General features: G+C 72.6%; 20 protein-coding genes. 8 read left to right on the top strand and 12 right to left on the bottom strand.

What is annotated here, in order from left to right; translation table 11 throughout:
* Positions 1 to 143 precede the first annotated feature (143 nt).
* Positions 144 to 1,571 (bottom strand): glutamate--tRNA ligase, encoded by a 1,428-nt coding sequence (gltX, locus tag MTDSW087_RS09095; protein WP_144762986.1) that lies wholly within the window; start codon positions 1,569 to 1,571, stop codon positions 144 to 146.
* Between the two features lie 161 nt (positions 1,572 to 1,732).
* Between gltX and MTDSW087_RS09090 the strand changes: the two genes are divergently transcribed.
* Positions 1,733 to 3,979 carry a ComEC/Rec2 family competence protein gene (locus MTDSW087_RS09090; RefSeq protein WP_144762984.1) on the top strand — a complete coding sequence of 749 codons (2,247 nt, stop codon included), beginning with the start codon at positions 1,733 to 1,735 and terminating at the stop codon, positions 3,977 to 3,979.
* On the opposite strand, the gene lexA is transcribed toward MTDSW087_RS09090, so the two are convergent.
* The 10 genes from lexA to MTDSW087_RS09045 all read right to left on the bottom strand — a co-directional run bounded on the left by lexA (position 3,973) and on the right by MTDSW087_RS09045 (position 14,482).
* The gene (gene lexA, locus MTDSW087_RS09085; protein ID WP_144762982.1) at positions 3,973 to 4,695 is read right to left on the bottom strand and encodes a transcriptional repressor LexA; all 723 of its coding nucleotides are present in this window, start codon (positions 4,693 to 4,695) and stop codon (positions 3,973 to 3,975) included. The two genes, MTDSW087_RS09090 and lexA, sit on opposite strands and share 7 nt — an antisense overlap.
* Before the next feature lie 110 nt (positions 4,696 to 4,805).
* Positions 4,806 to 6,035: a molybdopterin molybdotransferase MoeA gene (locus tag MTDSW087_RS09080; protein WP_144762980.1), complete on the bottom strand. Its 1,230-nt coding sequence runs from the start codon at positions 6,033 to 6,035 to the stop codon at positions 4,806 to 4,808.
* On the bottom strand, positions 6,032 to 6,520 hold the full coding sequence (gene moaC, locus MTDSW087_RS09075) for a cyclic pyranopterin monophosphate synthase MoaC (RefSeq protein WP_144762978.1): 489 nt from the start codon (positions 6,518 to 6,520) through the stop codon (positions 6,032 to 6,034). Before moaC ends, MTDSW087_RS09080 begins: the two co-directional genes overlap by 4 nt.
* Before the next feature lie 10 nt (positions 6,521 to 6,530).
* A complete protein-coding gene (gene trpC, locus MTDSW087_RS09070) occupies positions 6,531 to 7,403 on the bottom strand; it encodes an indole-3-glycerol phosphate synthase TrpC (RefSeq protein WP_144762976.1) in 873 nt (290 codons plus the stop codon).
* Positions 7,404 to 7,411: 8 nt separating this feature from the next.
* Complete coding sequence (gene trpD / locus MTDSW087_RS09065; RefSeq protein ID WP_144762974.1) at positions 7,412 to 8,425, bottom strand: anthranilate phosphoribosyltransferase; 1,014 nt, start codon at positions 8,423 to 8,425, stop codon at positions 7,412 to 7,414.
* A gap of 39 nt (positions 8,426 to 8,464) precedes the next feature.
* On the bottom strand, positions 8,465 to 9,079 hold the full coding sequence (locus MTDSW087_RS09060; protein WP_144762972.1) for an anthranilate synthase component II: 615 nt from the start codon (positions 9,077 to 9,079) through the stop codon (positions 8,465 to 8,467).
* 100 nt (positions 9,080 to 9,179) lie between these two features.
* Complete coding sequence (locus tag MTDSW087_RS30765; RefSeq protein WP_238178615.1) at positions 9,180 to 9,947, bottom strand: methyl-accepting chemotaxis protein; 768 nt, start codon at positions 9,945 to 9,947, stop codon at positions 9,180 to 9,182.
* Between the two features lie 45 nt (positions 9,948 to 9,992).
* On the bottom strand, positions 9,993 to 10,865 hold the full coding sequence (locus tag MTDSW087_RS30760) for a HAMP domain-containing protein (RefSeq protein ID WP_238178614.1): 873 nt from the start codon (positions 10,863 to 10,865) through the stop codon (positions 9,993 to 9,995).
* A gap of 198 nt (positions 10,866 to 11,063) precedes the next feature.
* Positions 11,064 to 12,581: an anthranilate synthase component I gene (gene trpE, locus MTDSW087_RS09050; protein WP_144762970.1), complete on the bottom strand. Its 1,518-nt coding sequence runs from the start codon at positions 12,579 to 12,581 to the stop codon at positions 11,064 to 11,066.
* Positions 12,581 to 14,482 carry a peptidylprolyl isomerase gene (locus MTDSW087_RS09045; RefSeq protein ID WP_144762968.1) on the bottom strand — a complete coding sequence of 634 codons (1,902 nt, stop codon included), beginning with the start codon at positions 14,480 to 14,482 and terminating at the stop codon, positions 12,581 to 12,583. The genes trpE and MTDSW087_RS09045 overlap by 1 nt, the downstream gene beginning before the upstream one ends.
* 175 nt (positions 14,483 to 14,657) lie before the next feature.
* On the opposite strand from MTDSW087_RS09045, the gene tpiA reads away from it, so the two are divergent.
* Positions 14,658 to 15,416: a triose-phosphate isomerase gene (gene tpiA / locus MTDSW087_RS09040; RefSeq protein WP_144762966.1), complete on the top strand. Its 759-nt coding sequence runs from the start codon at positions 14,658 to 14,660 to the stop codon at positions 15,414 to 15,416.
* A 12-nt stretch (positions 15,417 to 15,428) separates the two neighbouring features.
* On the opposite strand, the gene MTDSW087_RS09035 is transcribed toward tpiA, so the two are convergent.
* On the bottom strand, positions 15,429 to 15,878 hold the full coding sequence (locus MTDSW087_RS09035; protein ID WP_144762964.1) for a nuclear transport factor 2 family protein: 450 nt from the start codon (positions 15,876 to 15,878) through the stop codon (positions 15,429 to 15,431).
* Between the two features lie 232 nt (positions 15,879 to 16,110).
* On the opposite strand from MTDSW087_RS09035, the gene secG reads away from it, so the two are divergent.
* From secG to MTDSW087_RS09005, 6 genes are all read left to right on the top strand, one after another.
* Positions 16,111 to 16,548, top strand: coding sequence for a preprotein translocase subunit SecG (gene secG, locus MTDSW087_RS09030; protein WP_144762962.1), 438 nt, complete (start codon positions 16,111 to 16,113; stop codon positions 16,546 to 16,548).
* A gap of 149 nt (positions 16,549 to 16,697) precedes the next feature.
* Entirely contained in the window at positions 16,698 to 18,326 is a 1,629-nt protein-coding gene (locus MTDSW087_RS09025) for a CTP synthase (protein WP_144762960.1), read from the top strand.
* Positions 18,327 to 18,339: 13 nt separating this feature from the next.
* Entirely contained in the window at positions 18,340 to 18,738 is a 399-nt protein-coding gene (locus tag MTDSW087_RS09020) for a DUF350 domain-containing protein (protein ID WP_144762959.1), read from the top strand.
* A 57-nt stretch (positions 18,739 to 18,795) separates the two neighbouring features.
* Positions 18,796 to 19,431: a DUF1190 domain-containing protein gene (locus tag MTDSW087_RS09015; protein ID WP_144762957.1), complete on the top strand. Its 636-nt coding sequence runs from the start codon at positions 18,796 to 18,798 to the stop codon at positions 19,429 to 19,431.
* A complete protein-coding gene (locus tag MTDSW087_RS09010; RefSeq protein ID WP_144762955.1) occupies positions 19,431 to 20,594 on the top strand; it encodes a glutathionylspermidine synthase family protein in 1,164 nt (387 codons plus the stop codon). The genes MTDSW087_RS09015 and MTDSW087_RS09010 overlap by 1 nt, the downstream gene beginning before the upstream one ends.
* A gap of 48 nt (positions 20,595 to 20,642) precedes the next feature.
* Positions 20,643 to 21,095 (top strand): DNA polymerase III subunit chi, encoded by a 453-nt coding sequence (locus MTDSW087_RS09005; RefSeq protein ID WP_144762953.1) that lies wholly within the window; start codon positions 20,643 to 20,645, stop codon positions 21,093 to 21,095.
* Positions 21,096 to 21,353 lie beyond the last annotated feature (258 nt).

Raw genomic sequence — 21,353 nt, 5'->3', positions numbered from 1 at the left:
GGCCGGGGCCCCGAGCCCCGCCTTTATGTTGCAGGTGCTCACAGGACCATCGGGTTAGCGGATCGACGGTGCGCCTTCAACGGGGCGGCCCCTGGCCGCCCCTACCGCCAAAGCGAAATCCGGGCCGCGATGTCAGGTCTGCGTCAGCTTCGCGCAGCCTGGTCGCGCAGGCGCGCGAGGCTTTCCGCGCGCCCGAGCACGGCCATCACGTCGAAGAGCGGCGGAGAAGTTGTGCGCCCGGTCAGAGCTGCACGCAAGGGTTGAGCCACCTGCCCGAGCTTCACGCCGCTGCTCTCGGCGAAGTTCCGCACGGCCGCCTCGGTCGCCGCCGCATTCCAGTCCGGCAATGCCTCCAGCGCGGGCAGCACGCCTGCGAGCCGCGCCCGGCCCTCGTCCCCGAGAAGACCCTTCGCCTTGTCGTCCAGGGCGAGGGGGCGGGCGGCGTAGAGGTAGTAGGCGCTGTCGAGGAGCTCGATCAGGGTCTTGGCGCGCTCCTTCAGCCCCGGCATCGCCGCGATGAAGGTCTCGCGCAGATCGTCCGGGAGGGGCGCCGAGAGGCCGCGCGCCGCGCCCACGTTCGGCAGCATCGCCTCGATGCCGGCCACCAGATCGGCATCCGCCGCGCCGCGGATGTAGAGGCCGTTGAGGTTCTCCAGCTTGGCGAAGTCGAATCGCGCGGGCGAGCGGCCGATCGCCTTCAGGTCGAAGGCCGACACCATCTCGTCGGTGGAGAAGACCTCCTGGTCGCCATGGCTCCAGCCGAGGCGCACGAGGTAGTTGCGGAGCGCCGCCGGCAGGTAGCCGAGGTCGCGATAGGCATCGACGCCGAGCGCGCCGTGGCGCTTCGACAGCTTGGCCCCGTCCGCCCCGTGGATGAGCGGGATGTGGGCCATGGCCGGCACGTCCCAGCCGAGCGCGCGGTAGATCTGGGTCTGGCGCGCGGCGTTGGTGAGATGGTCGTCGCCGCGGATGATCTGGGTGACGCCCATGTCGTGGTCGTCCACCACGACCGCCAGCATGTAGGTCGGCGTGCCGTCCGAGCGCAGCAGGACGAGGTCGTCGAGGTCGCGGTTGGCCCAGGTCACGCGGCCCTGCACCGCATCCTCCACCACGGTCTCGCCCTCGGTCGGCGCGCGCAGCCGAATCACGTAGGGCGTGCCGGCCGGCGCCTCGGCGGGGTCGCGGTCGCGCCAGCGCCCGTCGTAGCGGGAGGGACGCCCCTCGGCGCGGGCGCGCTCGCGCATCTCGGCGAGTTCCTCCGCCGTCGCGTAGCATTTGTAGGCGTTGCCCGAGGCCAGCAGGCTCTCGGCGATCTGGCGGTGGCGCTCGGCGCGGGCGTACTGGAAGATCACATCGCCGTCCCAGTCGAGGCCGAGCCAGCGCATGCCCTCGATGATCGCGTCGATCGCGCCTTGCGTCGAGCGCTCGCGGTCGGTGTCCTCGATGCGCAGCAGCATGCGCCCGCCGTGATGGCGCGCGTAGAGCCAGTTGAACAGCGCGGTGCGGGCGCCCCCGATATGGAGGTAGCCCGTGGGCGAGGGCGCGAAGCGCGTGACGACGGGTGACGACATCGAACTCGGATAGCAGGTGCTGCGCGGGCGTCCAGCGGGGACGCATCGGCTGGCGGGCGGAGGGGTCGGTCGGGCCGAGCGGGCGGCTGTAGCATGGCCCTCCCGATGCGTTAAGAAAGCGTTGACGCCGCCCGAATGTTCAGCGGCCATGGACATCGGCGATGGAGCGGATCGGCGCGGGTCGGACCGGGGGGAGCCTCGCGCTCGCCGCGGCCTCGCGCCCGCTGCGCCTCGCCGCACCGGCCCTGCGCGACTGGTTCGGCGCCTGCCTGGCGCAGGAGGCCGCGCAGCGCCGGCTGTTCCCCTGGCTCGCCGTCGCCTTCGGCATGGGGATCCTCGCCTTCTTCGGGCTCGCGGAGGGCGCGCCCGCGCTCTGGGCCCCGCTCGGTGCGGCCGCACTCTGCATCGCCCCGCTGCCCTGGCTCGGCGCCCGGCCGGTCGCCCTCGCCCTGCTGCTGGCGCTTGCCGCCGGCTGGCTCGGCTTCGCAAGCGCGGCTTGGCGCGTCTCGCAGGTGGCCGCCCCCGTGCTCGCACGCACCACCATCGCGCCGCTCGCCGGGATCATCGAATCGATCGAGGAGCGCGAGGAAGGAGCGCGCCTCGTCGTGCTGGTCTCGCGCTTCGGCACGCTGGCGCCGGAGGCGATGCCGCGCCGGGTCCGCGTCTCCTTCCGCAAGGCGCCCCCGCTCCGGCCGGGCGACGGGATCGAGGCCACCGCCCGCCTGCTGCCCCCGCCCGAGGCGGCGCGGCCCGGCGGCTACGACTTCGCCCGCGACGCGTGGTTCCGCGGGATCGGCGCGGTCGGCTCGCTGACCGGCCGCATCGCGGTGAAGCCCCCCGCCGAGCAGCCGCCGCCGGCCGTGCGCCTCGCGGCGGAGATCGACGCGGCGCGCAACGCCCTTACCCGCCGCATCGCCGACGCGACCGGTGGCCAGGCCGGCGCCGTCGCCGCCGCCCTGGTGACCGGCAAGCGCGGGCTGATCGCGCCGGCCACCAACGAGACCCTGCGGGCGGCGGGCATCTACCACGTCGTCTCCATCTCCGGGTTACACATGGTGCTGGCCGCGGGCGTCGTGTTCTGGCTGGTGCGGGCGGCCCTCGCGCTGATTCCCCACCTCGCCCTGTTCTGGCCGATCAAGAAGATCGCCGCGGGCGCCGCGATGGCCGGCGTCGGCGCCTATTGCATCTTCTCCGGCTGGGACGTGGCGGCGCAGCGCGCCCTCGTCATGACCCTGATCATGCTCGGCGCGATCCTCGTCGACCGGCCGGCCCTCTCCATGCGCAACCTCGCGCTCGCCGCCTTCGCCGCCCTGGCGCGCGAGCCGGAGGCGCTGCTCGGCCCGAGCTTCCAGATGTCGTTCGGAGCGGTCGCCGGGCTGATCGCCTGCGCGCGCCTGCTCGACGGCAACCTGCTCCGGCGCGAGGGCGCGGGCCGGCTCGGACGCGCCATCGCGTTCGCGCTCTCCGCGGTGGTGGGCACGCTCGGCACCACCCTCGTCGCGCAGATCGCCACGGCGCCCTTCGCCACCTTTCACTTCCAGACGGTGCAGCCCTTCGGGATCGTCGGCAACGCTCTGACCCTGCCCCTCGTGTCGCTGGTGGTGATGCCCTCGGCGGTGCTCGGCATCCTCGCCTATCCCTTCGCCCTCGACGTTCCGATCTGGTGGCTGATGGGCCAGGCGGTCGCCGGCATGCTCGCGATCTCGGCCTGGATCGAGGGGTTCGGCGGCGCGACCGTCGTGGTGCCGGCCTTCCCACCGGCGGCCCTGGCCTGCCTCGCCGTGGCGCTTCTCCTCGCCACCCTGCCGGGCTCCGGCCTGCGCCGGCTCGCCCTCGCGCCGGCCCTCGGCGGCCTCGCCTTCGCCGCCGCGCCCGAGCGGCCCGACATCTTCGTCGATCGTCACGGCAGCGGCGCGGCCATGCGCGGGGCAGACGGGCGTCTTTTCGCGCTCGGAAAGCCCTCGGCCTTCGTGATGGAGCAATGGCTGAAGGCGGACGGGGATGCCCGCAAGCCGGGCGAGGCGTCTGGATCGGCGGTCTGCGACCCGGTCGGCTGCGTCGGACGCCTCGCCGATGGGCGCGCGGTGGCCTTCGTCCGCGACCGGCGGGCCTTCGCGGAGGATTGCGCCCGCGCCGCGGTGGTGGTCTCGGGCCTGACGGCGCCGCCGAACTGCGCCGCCCTCGTCATCGACAGGGCCTATCTCGGCCGCCACGGCGCGACGGCGCTCCGGGCGACGCCGCAAGGCTTCGCCATCTCGCATGCGCGGCGCCCCGGCCGGCCGGAGCCTCCGGGACGGACGGCGGAATTGCGCCCCGCCGCCTCCACCGAGCCCCCGGCATCGACCGGGCCGCCCGACCCGCAGGATGAGCCGTCCCCCGGCGAGCCGGGGGACGAGGCGCCTCAGTAGCGGCGCACGAGGCTGACCAGACGGCCCTGGATCTGCACCCGGTCGGGGCCGAGCACGCGGGTTTCATAGGCCGGGTTGGCCGCCTCCAGGGCGATCGAGGAGCCGCGCTTGCGCAGGCGCTTCAGGGTCGCCTCCTCGTCGTCGATCAGGGCGACGATGATGTCGCCGGTATTGGCGGTATCCTGCTTGCGGATGACCACGAGGTCGCCGTCGAGGATGCCGGCCTCCACCATCGAATCGCCGCGTACCTCCAGCGCGTAGTGCTCGCCGCTCGCCAGGAAGTCGGGCGAGAGGGTGATGGCGGAGCTCTGGTTCTGGATCGCCGAGATCGGCGTACCGGCCGCGATCCGGCCCATGATCGGGATGGAGATGGCGCGGCCCTGCTCGTCGGTGGCCTGCGCGGTCGGGCGCGCCGGGCCCTTCTTGCCGCCCTCGACCACGCTCGGGGTGAAGCGGCGCGGCTCGCCGGCTGCCGCCGGGACGGGCGGCACCGCGCCCAGGCTCTCGGGCAGGCGGATCACCTCGATCGCCCGCGCGCGGTTCGGCAGGCGGCGGAGAAAGCCGCGCTCCTCGAGGGCGGTGATGAGGCGGTGGATGCCCGACTTCGACTTGAGGTCGAGGGCATCCTTCATCTCGTCGAAGGACGGCGGCACGCCGCTCTCGCGCAGCCGCTGCTGGATGAAGCGCAGGAGATCCAGCTGTTTACGCGTCAGCATCGTGCGGCACTCGCATCCGTGAGAAGTCCGATTCTCGGCTTCCGAAACAAACCACGAACACGTTAAACGTTCCACAAGTGTTCCGCAAGATCCCTTCGCGAAACCATTCCTCAGATCAGACGCCGGTCGAGGCGGATGATGCGGCAGGAATCGCCCGCCCGCGCGGCCGGGGCGTGGGGCGGGCGGATCAGCAGGGCCTCCGCCTGGCCGAGCACGGCGAGCATGGAGGAATCCTGGCGGCGCTCCGGCGTGGCGACGGGCAGGCGGTCGGGGGCGGTGTCGAGCTGCGCGCGCATATAGTCCTCGCGCCCGTCATTGGCCTCGACGTCGCGCCCGAGCAGAGCCGGCTCGCTGCGGTCGGCCCCGGCCACGGGATCGCCGAGCAAGGCCCGGATCGCCGGCACCACGAACAGGTAGCCGCAGACGATGGAGGAGACCGGATTGCCGGGCAGGCCGATCACCAGCATCGGTCCGAGGCGCCCGTGCATCAGCGGCTTGCCGGGCCGCAAAGCCACCCGCCAGAAGCCGAGTTCCAGCCCCTCCCTGGCGAGCGCCGCCTGGACGAGGTCGTGGTCGCCCACCGAGGCGCCGCCCAGCGTCACCAGGAGGTCGGCCCGGGCCTCCTTCGCGCGGCGGAAGGCGTTCTCCAGCGCAGCGTGGTCGTCCGAGGCGATGCCGAGGTCGATCGCCTCGCCGCCGGCGGCCTCGACGAGGGCGGCGAGCGCCAGCGCGTTCGAGGCGACGATCTGGTCCCAGGCCGGCTCCTCGCCCGGCGCGACGAGCTCGTCCCCGGTGGCGAGCACCGCGACGCGGGGTTTCCGGCGCAGGCTGAGGGACGGCCGGCCGGCCGCCGCCGCGAGCGCGATCCGGCGCGCGTCGAGGCTCTCGCCCGCGCGCAGGAGCCGGTCGCCCGCGCTGAAATCGAGGCCGGCCCGGCGCAGGAAGCGGCCGGCCACCACCGGCTCCAGCACGCGCACCGTCCCGCCCTCGGCCTGCGCGTTCTCCTGGATCACGATGGCGTCGGCGCCCTCCGGCACGGGCGCGCCCGTGAAGATCCGCACCGCCTCGCCGGGCCCGACCGCCCCGCGGAAGCCGTGGCCGGCGGCGCTGGTGCCGATGAGCCGGAGCACCGCCCCGGCCCGGTCCGCATCGCTGCCGCGCACCGCGTAGCCGTCCATGGCGGAGGCCTCGAAGGGCGGCTGCGTGCGCGTCGCCGTCACGTCCTCGGCGAGCGTCCGCCCGGCGGCGCGGGCCAACGGCACCGTCTCCGCCTCGACGGGGCCCGGCACGGAGGCCAGCACCCGCCGCAGCGCCTCCGCGACCGGGATCAGGCCGCTCACGCCTGCCCCTCGTCCGCGCGATAGGCGCCGGAGCGGCCGCCATCCTTGGCGAGCAAGCGGATGCCCTCGATCCGCATGCCGCGGTCCACCGCCTTCACCATGTCGTAGACCGTGAGGCAGGCCACCGAGACGGCGGTCAGCGCCTCCATCTCCACTCCCGTCGGCCCCTGCACGCGCACCTCGGCGGTGAGGCGCAGGCCCGGCAGCGCGTCGTCGAGGGCGCACTCCACCTTCACCTTCGAGAGGAGCAGCGGGTGGCAGAGGGGGATCAGCTCGTGGGTGCGCTTGGCCGCCATGATGCCGGCGAGCCGGGCCGTGCCGATGACGTCGCCCTTCTTGGCGTCGCCCTCGCGGATCAGCGCGAGCGTCTCGGGCCGCATCGCCACGAAGCCCTCCGCCACCGCGGTACGGTCGGTCGCGGGCTTCTCGGTGACGTCGACCATGTTGGCCGCGCCGCTCGCGTCGAGATGGGTCAGGCCCGCCATGCCGCCCCGCTCACGCCTTCGCCTTGCGGGCGGCCTTCTCGCCGAACAGGAGCGCACGCGTCGCGGCGGTCACGTCCGCCTGCCGCATCAGGCTCTCGCCGACGAGCACGGTGTCGAGCCCGTGCGCGCGCAGGCGCTCCACGTCGGCATGGGTGGAGATGCCGCTCTCGGCCACCGCGATGCGATCCTTCGGGATCCCCGGCCCGAGCCGGATCGCCGTGTCGAACGAGACCTCGAAGGTCTTGAGGTTGCGGTTGTTGACGCCGATCAGCGCCGTGCCCAGCGGGATGGCGCGGGCGAGCTCGGCCTCGTCATGCACCTCGGCGAGCACGTCCATGCCGAGGTCGTGCGCCGTCTCGACCAGCGCCTCCGCCTCGTCGTCGTCGAGGCAGGCCATGATCACGAGGATGCAGTCGGCGCCCCAGGCCCGGGCCTCGTAGACCTGGTAGGGCTCGAACAGGAAGTCCTTGCGCAGCACCGGCAGGGTGCAGGCCGCGCGGGCCTGGCCGAGATAGTCCGGCTTGCCCTGGAAGGAGGGCTCGTCGGTGAGCACCGAGAGGCAGGTCGCGCCGCCCTCCGCATAGGCCACCGCCAAGGCCGCCGGGTCGAAATCGGCCCGGATCAGCCCCTTGGAGGGCGAGGCCTTCTTCACCTCGGCGATGAGCGCCGGGCGGTCGGCGGCGATGTGGGCGCGGACGGCGTCGGCGAAGCCGCGGGGCGGATCGGCCTCGGCCACACGGGCCTCGAGCTTCGAGAGCGGCACGCGCAATTTCGCCTCGGCGATCTCGCGGCGCTTGTAGGCCTCGATCCGGGCGAGCACGCTCGGGCGCTCGGCGCCGGCCTCGGCGTCCGGCACGGGCGCGGAGGTGGTGGCGGAGGACATCGGTGCTCCTATCCGTTCGAGACCGCGACGAGGCGGGCGAGCGTCGCGCGGGCCGCACCCGAATCGATCGCATCCTGCGCCCGCGCGACACCCTCGGCCAGGGTCCCGGCGGCGCCTGCGACGACGAGGGCGGCTCCCGCATTGAGAACCGCGATGTCGCGGTATGCGTTGCGTTCGCCCGCGAGCACCGCCTCCAGCGCCCGGGCATTGTGCTCGGGGTCGCCCCCGCGCAGCTCCTCGAGCGTGCGCAGCGGCAGGCCCACCTCGCGTGGGTCGATGGTGAACTGCGTGATCCGGCCCGCGTCGAGGACGACGACGGCGGTGGGGCCCGTCACCGTGATCTCGTCGAGCCCGTCCGAGCCGTGCACGGTCCAGACCCGGCGGCTGCCGAGTTCGGCGAGCACCCGCGTCAGCGGCTCGGCCCAGCTCCCTTGCGAGACCCCGAAGAGCTGGCGCTCGACGCCGGCCGGGTTCGAGAGCGGCCCGAGCAGGTTGAAGATCGTGCGCACGGGCAGTTCCGCGCGCACCGCCGCCACGTGGCGCATGGCGCCGTGATGGGCCTGGGCGAACATGAAGCAGAGGCCGGCCTCCGCGAGGCAGCGGCTGAGCGCCGCCGGGGGCAGGCCGAGCTTCACGCCGAGCGCGGCGAGCACGTCCGCAGCGCCCGAGCGCGAGGTCGCGGCGCGGTTGCCGTGCTTGGCCACCGGTACGCCGCAGGCGGCGGTGAGGATCGCGGCGAGCGTCGAGACGTTGTAGCTGCCGGAATGGTCGCCGCCGGTGCCGACCACGTCGACGGCCTCGGCGCCGCCCTCGACCCGCACCATGCGCGCGCGCATGGCCTCGACGGCGCCGACGATCTCCTCCGTGCTCTCGCCGCGCACCTTGAGGGCGACCAGGAAGGCGCCGGCCTGGACGGGCGTCACTTCGCCGGAGAGGAGATCCTCGAAGGCGGCGCGCGCCTCGGCGCGGTCGAGCGCTTGGCCGCTCGCGACCTTCGCCAGATGGGGCTTGAACGAATCCATGCGCGCCGGGTGAGCGAGACCGTGTGCGTTACGGACGCGTCAATGCACGCCCGGCCCGCGCTTGTCACGCTCCGCGTTCCAGGCCGCGGCGATATCGAGGAAGTTGCGCAGGATCCGGCTGCCATGCTCCGAGAGGATGCTCTCGGGGTGGAACTGCACCCCGTGCACGGGGAGTTGCGTGTGCTCCAGCCCCATGATCAGCCCGTCGGCCTCGGCCGTGACGGCGAGGCTGTCCGGGCAGCCGTCCCGCTCCACCACGAGCGAGTGGTAGCGCGTGGCGTCGAAGGTGTCGTTGAGGCCGCGGAACACGCCGCGCGCCGCGTGCCGGATGGTCGAGACCTTGCCGTGCATCGGGATCGGCGCACGCACCACCGCGCCGCCGAAGGCCTGCCCGATCGTCTGCAGGCCGAGGCAGACGCCGAAGATCGGGATCTCGCCGCTCAGGGACTTCACCGCATCGAGGCAGATCCCGGCCTCGTTCGGCGTGCAGGGCCCCGGCGAGAGCACCAGCGCGTCCGGCGCCCGGGCGCGGATGTCGTCCACCGTGACGGCATCGTTGCGCACGACCTCGATCGACCCGCAGAGCGGACCGATCAGATGGACGAGATTCCAGGTGAAGGAATCGTAGTTGTCGATGACGAGGACGTTGGCCATGGCCGGCGGCTTTCCGGAAGATCCCCGCCGATGTGGCCGTCTATCCGCCGACGGTCAACCGGGACCGGCGCCGCATCGGCGCCATCCGGCCCGCCCGCCGCTACGCCTCGGCCGCGTGCACCCGCAGCAGGAAGGTCGTGACCGCAGCCTCGAGGCTCGCGGCGCCGTCGCTCACGCGCACCGCTCCGCTCCGGACCTCGCCCGCCCGCTCGGCGTTCGAGGCGGCGGCGCCGCGCATGTCCGCGACGCTGTCGGACACCGTCCGCACCTCCATGGCCGCCCGCGCGATGGCCGAGGCGATCTCCTGGCTGGCCTGCCCCTGCTGCTCGGCCGCGCCCGAGACCTCCGACGCGATCAGCCCCAGCTGAACCACGGTGCTCCGGATCGAGCCGATCGCCGCGGCGGTGCCGCCGGAGGCCGTCTCGATCGCCTCCACCTGGGCGACGATGCGGTCCGTGGCGAGGGCGGTCTGCCCCGCCAGCGCCTTCACCTCGGCGGCGACCACGGCGAAGCCGCGGCCCGCGGCACCGGCGCGGGCCGACTCGATCGTCGCGTTGAGGGCGAGCAGGCTGGTCTGGTCCGCCACGCTGCGGATCAGGGAGCTGACGGTCCCGATCTCGGCGGCGGCGCGGGCGAGCGCCTGGACGGTCTCCTCCAGGCTGCTTGTATCGGACAGGGCCACGTCCGAGATGGTGCGGGCCCGCTCGACCTGCTCGGCGATGGCGCGGGCCGAGCTCGACAGCTCCTCGGCTGCCCCCGCGACCCCGTTCACCAGTTCGGCCGACTGCCCGGAGGCGCCGGAGACGATCCCGGCGCGGCCCGCCATGTCCTCCGCCGTCCCGGTGAGGCTGTCGGCGGCCGCCCGCATCGCCTCGGCGGAGCCCGCGAGCTCGGCGACGGCGGCGCCGGTCTCCTACTCGAAGGCCTGGGTCGCCTCGGCGAGGCGCTCGGCCCGCGCCGCATCCTCGTCCACCCGCGCCCGCGCCGACAGGTCGAGCCGGTCCTTCTCGATCAGAGCCGCCTGGAAGGCCGCGATGGTCCGGGCCATGGCGCCGACCTCGTCGCGACGGCTCGTGAACGGCACGACGCCGTCGAGCCGGCCCGCGGCGAGATCCTGCATCGCCTGCCGCAGCCGGTTCAGGGGCTCGCGGATCTGGGTGATCACGATCCAGAGGGCCGCCACCAGGCCGAGCCCGATCGCGAGGGCCGGCCCGGCGATCAGCGCCAGGGTGGCGCGGTCCCGCGCCTCGGCCGTCGCCTGGCGCTGCGCGTCGAGGGTCGCCAGCACGGTACGGCCGAGATCGTTGATCCGCGCCACCATCCGCTCGCGGTTGGCCACCGTCGCCTCGTCGGTGCCCTGGATCAGGGCCGCCTTCGGCGAGACCGTGAGGCCGAGCTCGGCCGTATCGGTCTGGTAGGCCACGAACTCCTTCACGGCGAGGTCGAGCCGACGCTCCTCCGCGGCCGGGAGGTGGCCCTCCATCGCGGCGAGGAAGGGCCCGCGCAGCCGCTCCACCTCGGCCAGCGCCCCCTGCAGGGCGGCGAGGCGTCCCCGCGCCTCCTCCGTGTCGGCGGCGGTGTAGAGCGCCGTCGCCTGCACCACCGTGTGCTCGATGGCGCGGGCGAGGCCGCTCGCCTGAAGGCCGGCATTCCACACCGCCTCCGTCCGCTCGGACCAATGCTGGCGCTCGGCGGCCTCGTAGAGGGCGAAGGCCGAGATACCGGCGGCGATGCCGCCGAGGAGGACGATCACGGAGACGAGCTTGAGGCTCAACGAGGCGCGCATATCGCTTCTGCCACATGCATCAGGGTGCGATGCAGCGAGCGAATAGGGCGCGTTCCTTGCGCTAGTTTTAAACAAAGCCGCCTAAAATTCCGCGTCTCCCGGGAAATATGCTTGCCGGAAGAAACGATCTACGTCCTTCGACTTCTCTTTATCGAAGAGACATCTCCGCCTCGCCCGCCCTCGGCCTGGCGGCGTGGATCACTGCCCCCGGCGCGCCTGGGCCGCGAAGCGCACGGCCTCCTCGGCGGCCCGGAACAGGGCACGCGCCTTGTTCACGCATTCCTGCTGCTCGGAGGCGGGGTTCGAGTCGTAGACGATGCCGGCGCCCGCCTGGACGTGCATGCGCCCGTCCTTCACGATCGCGGTGCGCAGCACGATGCAGGTATCCATCTCGCCGCGCGCGCCGAAATAGCCGATGCAGCCGCCATAGGGGCCGCGCTTCTCGCGCTCCAATTCGTCGATGATCTCCATCGCCCGCACCTTCGGCGCACCCGAGACCGTGCCGGCGGGAAAGCCCGCGGCCAGCGCCGAGAGGGCGTCGTGGGCGGGATCGATGTCGCCCTCGACGTTCGAGACGATGTGCATCACCTGGCTGTAATATTCGAGGAAGAACGAGTCCGTGACCCGCACGCTGCCGATGCGGGAGACGCGGCCGACGTCGTTGCGGCCGAGATCGAGCAGCATCAGGTGCTCGGAGCGCTCCTTCGGGTCGGCGAGCAGCTCCTCGGCGAGCGCCCTGTCCTCGGCCGGCGTGGCGCCGCGCCGCCGCGTGCCGGCGATCGGGCGGATCGTCACCGTGCCGTCGCGCAGGCGCACCAGGATCTCGGGGCTGGAGCAGACGACCTGGAAGCCCTCGAAATCGAGGTAGCACAGGAAGGGCGCGGGGTTCGTCCGCCGCAGGGAGCGGTAGAGGGCGAAGGCCGGCAGGGTGAAGGGCGCCTCGAAGCGCTGCGACAGCACCACCTGGAAGATGTCGCCCGCGACGATGTACTCCTTGGCCTTGGCCACCATCGCCGCATACGCGTCCGGCGTGGTGTTCGAGACGGGCTCGGGATGGGCCACGTCGCCGAGGTCGATCCGCGCCTCGATCGGCAGCGGGCCCTCCAGCGCCTCCGCCACCCGGTCGAGCCGGGCGAGCGCGGCCTCGTAGGCGGCCCTGGCCGGGACGCCCTCGGACGGCCGCACCGGGCAGACCACGGTGATGAGGTCGCGCACCGCGTCGAACACCACCATGGTGCGCGGGCGGATCATCACCGCATCCGGCACGCCGAGCGGGTCCGGATTCGGCTCGGGCAGACGCTCCATGGCCCGGACCATGTCGTAGCCGAGATAGCCGAACAGGCCGGCCGCCATCGGCGGCAGATCCTCGCCCGCGTCCCCGATCGCGCTCTCGGCGATGAGCGCCCGGAGGCTCTCCAGCGGCTTCCGCGCGTCCGGCTCGAAGCGGGCGAGGTCGGGACCGTGCGTGCGCTCGGGGCGGCCGTCGCGGCAGCGCCAGATCAGGTCGGGGTCGAGCCCGATCATCGAGTAGCGCCCGCGCACGGCGCCGCCCTCGACGGATTCGAGCAGGAAGGCCGGCCCGCCCTGGCAGGCCCGGAGCTTCAGGAAGGCCGCGACCGGGGTCTCGAGGTCGGCGACCAGGGTGAGGCTGAGCAGCGTCGGGCGGCCGGCCTCGTAGGCCGCCCGGACGGCGGCGAAGTCGCTCGCTTCGGGCATCAGTACTCGCCGCCGATCGCGCGGCGCAGAGCGGCCTGGTTGATGCTCACGCCCGCATTCTTCTGGACCTCGGCGATGTACTGGCCGAGCACGTCGTCGGCGAGCGCCGTGCGGAAGTTGCCCTCCACCGTCTTGTCGCTCGGGCTGCCCGCCACGTAGGCCGGCATGGTCGCGGCAGTGACCTTGAACACCACGCGGTTGTCGCCCGCGGGCGCGGAGCCGGCCTTGCCGACATTGGTGGCGAAGACGCGCTCGACCACGTCGGTGGTCAGCCCCTCCTTCGCCTGGTTGCGGGCGATGTCCTCGGTCTTCTGCACGTTGAGGCCGGCCGACTGGGCCACCGCCTCGATGTCCTCGCCCTTGTCGAGGCGCGCGGATAGCTCCTTGGACTTGTCCTGCAGGCGCTTGGCGATCTCGGCCGCGCGCCAGCCCGCGGCGACCGCGTCGCGCACCTGGTCGAGGGGCTTGTCGTGGGCGGCGTCGATCTTCGTCACGTCGTACCAGACATAGCCGCCGGCCTTGGTGCGCAGGGGCTCGTTGTCGCCGCCGATCTCGGACCGGAACAGGGCCGGCAGGGTCGTGTCGGGCTCCGGGATGTCGGCGACCTTCGCGCCGGCCGGATCCTGTCCGTGGGCATCGACGGCCGGGACGGTGACGAGGGGCAGGTCGCGCTCCTTGGCGATCTCGGCGAGCGGCTTGGCGCTGGCGCGCTGGTCCTCGACCGCGTCGTGGATCTTATCCACCTGCTCGCGGGCGCGGGCCTGCGCCACCTGCTTGCGGATCTCCGGCTCGACCTCGGAGAGCGCCTTGGTGGTGCCGGGCTCGATCGCGGTGACGTGCAGGAGCACGGTGCCGAAGCGGCCCTTCACCGGCTGGCTGACGCCGCCCTGGGGCAGACCGAAGGCGGCCTCGGCCACGGCCGGATCGAACAATTCGGCCTTGGTGAGGGTGCCCAGCGTCAGGTCCTTGCCGTCGGTGCCGCGCTCGGTGGCGACCGCCTCGAAGGTCTTGGCGCCGGATTCGATCGTCTTGCGCGCCTCCTCGGCCGCGGCCGCGTCGGGGAAGACGATCTGCTGGATGGTGCGGCGCTCGGGCGCGCCGAACTTGCCCTTCTGCGCGTCGTAGATCTTCTGGACCTCCTCGGCGCTCACCGCATCGGGCTTGGCCAAGCGCTCGGGATCGAGGACGAGGAGGCTCGCGGCGCGGGTCTCGGGGGCCCGGAAGCCGGACTTGTTCGCCTCGTAGTAGGTCTTGAGGTCCTCCTCGCTCGGCGCCGGGATATCGCCCGCGACGGAGGGGGTCAGCACGAGGTAGGCGGCGGCGCGGCGCTCGGTGGCGTAACGGTGCACCGCCTCCCGCATGGCCTGCGGCACGGCGAGGTCGGCGGTGACGGCCTCGGCGAGCTGGAGCCGGGCGATCACGGCGCGCTGCTCGCGCACGAACATCGGCTCGTTGAGGCCCGCCCGCTGCAAGGTCTGGTAGAACAGCGTCGGATCGAAGCGCCCTTCCGCGTTCTGGAAGCTCTTCTCGTCGTGGATCGCCCGCACCACCGCGGCGTCCGGCACGGTGAGGCCGAGGTCGCGCGTCTTCTGGTCGAGGGCGGCCTCGGTGACGAGCTGCGACATCACCTGCCGCTCGATGCCGAGCGCCCGGGCCTGGTCCGGCGTCAGGTTGCGGCGGAACTGGGTCTGGAAGCGCTGGAGCTGGTTCTGGTAGGCGGTGCGGACGGCCTCCGCGCTGATCGGCGTCTTGCCGACGGTGGCCACCGTGGTGCTGGCGCTGCCGCGGAAGAATTCCTCGACGCCGAAGATGCCCACGCCCGCGATGAGCAGGGTGAAGATGACCGTCAGCACGATCTTGCCCAGCCAGTGCTGGCTTGCGTCCCGGATGTTCTGAAGCATGCTCGCGTCCTCCCGCGCCCGTGGGCGGCGGGCCGTCATTCATTTGCGCCCGCGATAGACCATCCGCGGGCGGGGAGCAAAGGCGGCGTCCGGTTGTCAGCCGGCTGGTTTGCGCGCCCAAGCTTGCTCTGCTAGGCCCCGGGGCGCTTCATAAGGCGCGTGGAGGTAGACGGGTATGGCGAGCAGGCGGCGTCCTCTGGTTGCAGGCAACTGGAAGATGAACGGCACGCGCGCCTCGGTCGCGACGGTCGAGGCGATCCGGGACGGCCTGTCGCCCAAGCTCGTCGAGACGATCGACGTGCTGATCTGCCCGCCCGCGACGCTGATCGGCTCCTGCGTCGCCGCCACCTACGGCTCGGCCATCGCCATCGGCGGCCAGAACCTGCATGCGCGCCCGAACGGCGCCTTCACCGGCTCGATTTCCGCCGAGATGCTGGCCGATCTCGGCGCGAAATACGTGATCGTCGGCCATTCCGAGCGGCGCGCCTACCACCACGAGACCGATGACGGCGTGCACGCCAAGGCGCTCGGCGCCCGCCGCGCGGGCCTGTGCGGCATCATCTGCGTCGGCGAGACGCTGGAAGAGCGCGAGCAGGGCCGGGCGCTGAGCATCGTGCGGGCGCAGCTCGCGATCGGCACCCCGAAGGGCGCGACCGCCGAGGACACGGTGATCGCCTACGAGCCGGTCTGGGCCATCGGCTCGGGCCGCACCCCGACCCCGGCCGAGATCGCCGAGGTGCACGCCTCCCTGCGCGAGATGCTGGACAAGCTCGTCGGCGACGAGGCGCAGAAGATCCGCATCCTCTACGGCGGCTCGGTGAAGCCCTCGAACGCCCGCGAGCTGCTCTCGGTCGAGAACGTGGACGGCGCCCTCGTCGGCGGCGCGAGCCTCGTCGCAGAGGACTTTTTGGGGATCTGCAACGCCTACGCGTGAGGGCGCGGCCCTTCAGATCTTGAAGGCCTGCCGCGCGAGCAGGCGCCAGCGGCCGCCGTCGCGATGCCAGACCTGAAGCACCCCGATATGGACCGGCACGGTCTTCCCGTCGGAGACCGTCTCGCCGTCGAAGACGTGCCGCACGATGGCGTCCTCGCCGACGACCGAGGCGGAGCGCTTCGTGAGGGTGATGGTCGGGAAGCTGGAGCGCCGGCTCGCCAGCGCGTCGACGAAGGCCGCCTTGTCCTGCACCGCCCCGCTCGAATGCCCGTAGCTCAGGCCGTCGAGCACGAGGGCGTCGAGGGCCGCCCGGTCGGCCGCGAGTATCGCCTGCGTCAGGGCGTCGACCGCCGCCTCGACCTCCACTTCCGGCCCGGCAGCCCGGGCGGAGGGCATGGAAGCGGCGCCGCAGAGGGCGGTCGCCACGGCCAGGGCGCGGATCGTACGGTGCGGGACGGCCATGGCTCGGCTCCTCGACGTCGGCGGGGCTCGCATCCGCCGAGCTGAGCACGGACGCAACCGAAAGGCGAGGCCGGCCGGCGCCGGCCGCCATCCGGTTGGCGTGAGGCCGCATCTGGTGTAAGGGCCGCGTCGAGTTTCGTGGCCCGGGCCGTCTCTTGCCGCCCGGCCACTGTGCACGCGCTCCTCAGATCCTGCGAAGGATCGGCCCGTGCCGAGCCCTTTCGGAACACCGATGCAGACCGTCCTGATCGTCGTCCACCTCATCATCGTGCTCTCGCTGATCGGCGTGGTGCTGCTGCAGCGCTCCGAGGGCGGCCTCGGGCTCGGCGGCGGCGGCAGCGGCGGCGTCTCCGGCTTCATGACCGGCCGCGGCCAGGCCAACGCCCTGACCCGGGCGACCGCGATCCTCGCCGCCCTGTTCTTCGTCACCAGCATGACGCTCGCCGTGATGTCGCACCGTTCGGCCGGGCCGCGCTCGATCCTGGAAGGCGCCGGCGGCGCGAATCAGTCCGCGCCGAAGCAGCCGGGCGGGGCCGACAACCTGCTCGACAGCCTGCGCCAGCAGCAGAACCAGCAGGGCCAGGCCGCCCCGCAGACCCCCGCGCCCGCCGCGCCGCAGGCACCTGCCCCGGCCCAGCCGGCCGAACCCCAGGCGCCGCAGTCGCGCTGATCGACGGGCGCCACCCGGCGCCCGGAGCACACGTCGCCAGCCATGCCGCCGACGCGGCCCGGACCCGCCCCGCACGATCACAGAAATCGCGCGGCGCGGGGCTCGTGCCGTTTGGCAAACCCCCCTGCTTTCTTTATGGACCGAGGCCCATGACGCGGTACGTCTTCATCACCGGCGGCGTGGTTTCCTCCCTCGGAAAGGGCCTCGCCTCGGCCGCTCTCGCGGCGCTCCTCCAGGCACGCGGCTACCGCGTCCGCCTGCGCAAGCTCGACCCCTACCTGAACGTCGATCCGGGCACGATGAGCCCGACGCAGCACGGCGAGGTCTTCGTCACCGACGACGGCGCCGAGACCGACCTCGACCTCGGCCATTACGAGCGCTTCACCGGCCTGCCGGCGAGCCGGGCCGACAACATCACCACGGGCCGGATCTACCAGGACATCATCGCCAAGGAGCGGCGCGGCGACTATCTCGGCGCGACCATCCAGGTGATCCCGCACGTCACCAACGCCATCAAGGCCTTCGTGCTCGACGGCAACGAGCCTTACGACTTCGTGCTGGTCGAGATCGGCGGCACGGTGGGCGACATCGAGGGCCTGCCCTTCTTCGAGGCGATCCGCCAGCTCGGCCAGGAGCTGCCGCGCGGCGCCACCGCCTTCCTGCACCTGACGCTGCTGCCCTACATCCCCTCCGCGGGCGAGCTGAAGACCAAGCCGACGCAGCACTCGGTGAAGGAGCTGCGCTCGATCGGCATCCAGCCCGACATCCTGCTCTGCCGCTGCGACCGGCCGATCCCGGCCGACGAGCGGCGCAAGCTCGGCCTGTTCTGCAACGTGCGCGAGACCGCGGTGATCGAGGCGCGCGATGTCGCCTCGATCTACGACGTGCCGCTCTCCTACCGCGAGGCGGGGCTCGACCGCGAGATCCTGACCCATTTCGGCCTGGAAGCCGCGGGCGAGCCGGATCTCGCGCGCTGGCGCCGGATCTCCGAGCGGGTCCACAACCCCGAGGGCGAGGTCTCCATCGCCATCGTCGGCAAGTACACGGGCCTGAAGGACGCCTACAAGTCGCTCACCGAGGCGCTCACCCATGGCGGCATCGCCCATCGCTGCCGGGTGAACCTCGAATGGATCGAGGCGGAGGTGTTCGAGCGCGAGGATCCGGCGCCCTTCCTCGAGGGCATCAACGGCATCCTGGTGCCCGGCGGCTTCGGCCAGCGCGGCGCCGAGGGCAAGATCCGCGCGGCGCGCTACGCCCGCGAGCGCAAGATCCCGTATTTCGGCATCTGCTTCGGCATGCAGATGGCGGTGATCGAGGCGGCGCGCGCGCTGGCCGGCATCCGCGACGCCAACTCCACCGAGTTCGGCGAGACCTCGGAGCCGGTGGTCGGCCTGCTCACCGAGTGGCTGAAGGGCAACGAGCTGGAGAAGCGCGCCGCGGCGGGCAACCTCGGCGGCACCATGCGGCTCGGCGCCTATCAGGCCCGCCTGCACGCGGACACCAGGATCGCGCGGATCTACGGCGGCACGGAGATCTCCGAGCGCCACCGCCACCGCTACGAGGTCAACATGGCCTATCGCGAGCGGCTGGAGGCGGCGGGCCTGCGCTTCTCCGGCACCTCGCCGGACGGCCTCCTGCCGGAGACCGTAGAGCATGTGGGCCACCCGTGGTTCATCGGCGTGCAGTACCATCCGGAGCTGAAGTCGCGCCCCTTCGAGCCGCACCCGCTCTTCGAGAGCTTCATCGGCGCGGCGATCGAGCAGAGCCGTCTGGTCTGAGAAGGAAGAGCCCGTGACCTCGATCTCCGGGCTTCCCGCCTTCCTCGCCTACTACGCCACGGCGCTGGCGCTCGTGGCCGCCTATCTCACCGTCTACCTGACGGCGACCGCCCATCACGAGATCGCCCTGATCCGCGCCGGCAACGCCGCCGCGGCGATCGCGCTCGGCGCGGGCCTGATCGGCTACGCCCTGCCGCTCTTCGTCTCGATCTATAATGCGCAGTCGCTCCTCGACTGCGTCGTCTGGGGCCTCGTCGCCCTCGTGGTGCAGATGTCGATCTACTGGGCGATGCGTTTCGTCCTGCCCGACCTCTCCGGCCGCATCGAGCGGGGCGAGACGGCCGCGGCGATCCTGCTCGGCGCCGCCTCGCTGGCGGGCGGGCTCATCAACGCCGCCTCGATGACGTACTGATCACCTTCCGGCCGATTCGGACCGGGACGGACAGACGCGCGACCGGGGGAACGCCGGATGGACGCAACGCAGGACATTGACGGCTCGCGGACGCGCTCGAAGCGCTCCCAGACCGTCTCCCTCGTCCTGATCGCGGGTGCGGGCGCCGCGGCGCTCGGCCTCGGCAGCCTCGATCCGAGCCAGCGCGAGGAGGACGTGCTGGTCTACGCGGACGCCGCCGCCTGCGCTGCCGAGGCCATCCGCCCGGCGGAGGAGTGCCGCAGCGAGTACGCGGTGGCCCGGGCCGCCTACCCGACCGCGGCGCCGCGCTACGCCAGCCTGCCCGATTGCGAGGGGCATCACGGGCCGCTTCACTGCCGGCCGGGCGGCGAGGTCACCGAGCAGGCGCGCGACCGCTACCTGCCGCGCATGGCGGGCTACATGATCGGCCGGCGCGCCGCGCAGGGCCTCGCGCCGCAGCCGGTCTTCGACCACGCTCCGAGTCCCGGCCACGCCGCGGCGGCGGCGGGACATGGCGGCTACTGCACCGGCGGCGGGGCCCGGATCTTCACGGGCAGCGGCGGGCGCGCCTCGGCCGCGCGCGTCCAGACGGCGTCGCTGCGCGGCACCTCCTTCGGCGGGTTCGGGCAGACCGGGCGCTCCTTCTCCTCCGCCTCGCACGGCTCGGCGCACGGCGCCTCCGGGGGCGGCTGATGCGCCGCGTCGCGACGGGCGAGCGGCCGGACTGGCGCGCGACCGCGCAGAGCCACGGCTTCGTCTTCCACACCCTCGACGGCGCGCCCTACTGGGACGAGAGCCACGCCTACGCCTTCAGCCTCGCCGAGATCGAGGACGGCATCGAGGGCCCGAGCGGCGACCTGCACGCCCTCTGCCTCGCCTTCGCGGCGCACGCGGCGGAAGACGAGCGCATCCTCGCCCGGCTCGCGATCCCCGAAACGGCCTGGGACGCGATCCGCACGAGCTGGCGGCGGGGCGATCCCAGCCTCTACGGGCGGCTCGACCTCGCCTATGGCGGGACCGGCCCGGCCAAGCTCCTCGAATACAACGCGGATACCCCCACCGCCCTCTACGAGACCGGGGTGTTCCAGTGGCTCTGGCTGGAGGAAAGCTTGCGCGGCGGGCGCCTGCCGCCAGGCGCCGACCAGTACAACGCCGTGCACGAGCGGCTGATCGAGCGGTTCCGCGCGGTCGCGGGCCCGGGCCTCCTCGCCTTCACCGCCTATGCGGAGGCGCCGGAGGACCGCGGCACCGTGGCCTATCTCGAGGATTGCGCCGTGCAGGCCGGATGCCGGACCGCCTTCGCGGACCTGCCCGATCTCGGCCTGCGGCCGGATGGCAGCCTGTGCACCCGCGCGGGCGAGCCGATCGAGACCCTGTTCAAGCTCTACCCCTGGGAATGGGCCTTCCGGGACGCCTTCGGCGAGGCAATTGGGCAAACGCCGACCCGCTTCCTGGAGCCGCCCTGGAAGGCGGTGCTCTCGAACAAGGGGCTGCTCCCCTGCCTCTGGGCCCTGGAGCCCGGCCATCCGAACCTGCTGCCGGCCTATTTCGAGGACGACCCGCGGGCCGCCGAGCTCGGGGACAGCTACGCCCGCAAGCCGCTGTTCTCGCGCGAGGGCGCCAATGTCAGCCTCGTGCGGGACGGCGCGATGCTTGTCGCGGGCGACGGCCCCTACGGCGCCGAGGGCTTCGTGCGGCAGGGACTGGCGGACCTTCCCACCTTCGACGGGCGCCGGGCGCTGGTGGGCTCGTGGATCGTCGGCGATGCGCCGGCCGGCCTGTGCATGCGCGAGGCAGCGGGGCTCGTCACCGGCAACGACGCGCTCTTCGTGCCGCACTTTATCGAGCCGGGCTGACGTGACGCGGTGGCGGCGCGACGCCGCCGGTCCTATCTCGGAAGCGCCGTGACCGAGATCCTGTTCTACCACATGCAGCGCCAGCCCCTCGAGCGGGTGCTGCCGAACCTCGTCGAGCGCTCGCTGGAGCGCGGCTGGCAGGCCGCGATCCAGGCGGTGAGCGAGGAGCGCCTCCAGGCCCTCGACGACGGGCTCTGGACCTATACGGATGAGAGCTTCCTGCCCCACGGCACCGACCGCGAGCCCGATGCCGGTTCCCAGCCGGTGGTGCTGACGCTACGCGACCTCAACCCGAACGGCGCCTCGATCCGCTTCCTCGTGGAGGGCGCCGACCTGCCCCCCGACGCCGCCGACTACGCACGCATCTGCATCCTGTTCGACGGTACCGACCAGGACGCCCTGCTGCGCGCCCGCGAGCAGTGGCGCGAGGCCAAGGCGGCGGGCCACGTGGTCGCCTACTGGCAGCAGGACGAATCCGGCCGCTGGAACAAGAAGGCGTAGGCTTTTGAGACACGCATCCCGGCTCCATCCGTGCCTGCCCTTGACCCTCTGCGCCGAAGGAAGGCCCGCGGACCAGCGCGGACCGGAAGAAGGGACCAGCGGTGCCGGAGACGGCGCGGGTCCCCTCTCCCGTTCGGGAGAGGGACAGGGTGAGGGTCGAGAACTTTCAGGAATGAGCAGAACCGGAGCCGCTTCGCCGTCGCGACATCTCCGGACAATTCTCAACCCTCACCCCAACCCTCTCCCGAACGGGAGAGG

Origin of the sequence: Methylobacterium dankookense, assembly GCF_902141855.1 — a bacterium.
Classification (GTDB): domain Bacteria; phylum Pseudomonadota; class Alphaproteobacteria; order Rhizobiales; family Beijerinckiaceae; genus Methylobacterium; species Methylobacterium dankookense.
This window is presented reverse-complemented; position numbering and strand designations above follow the sequence as displayed.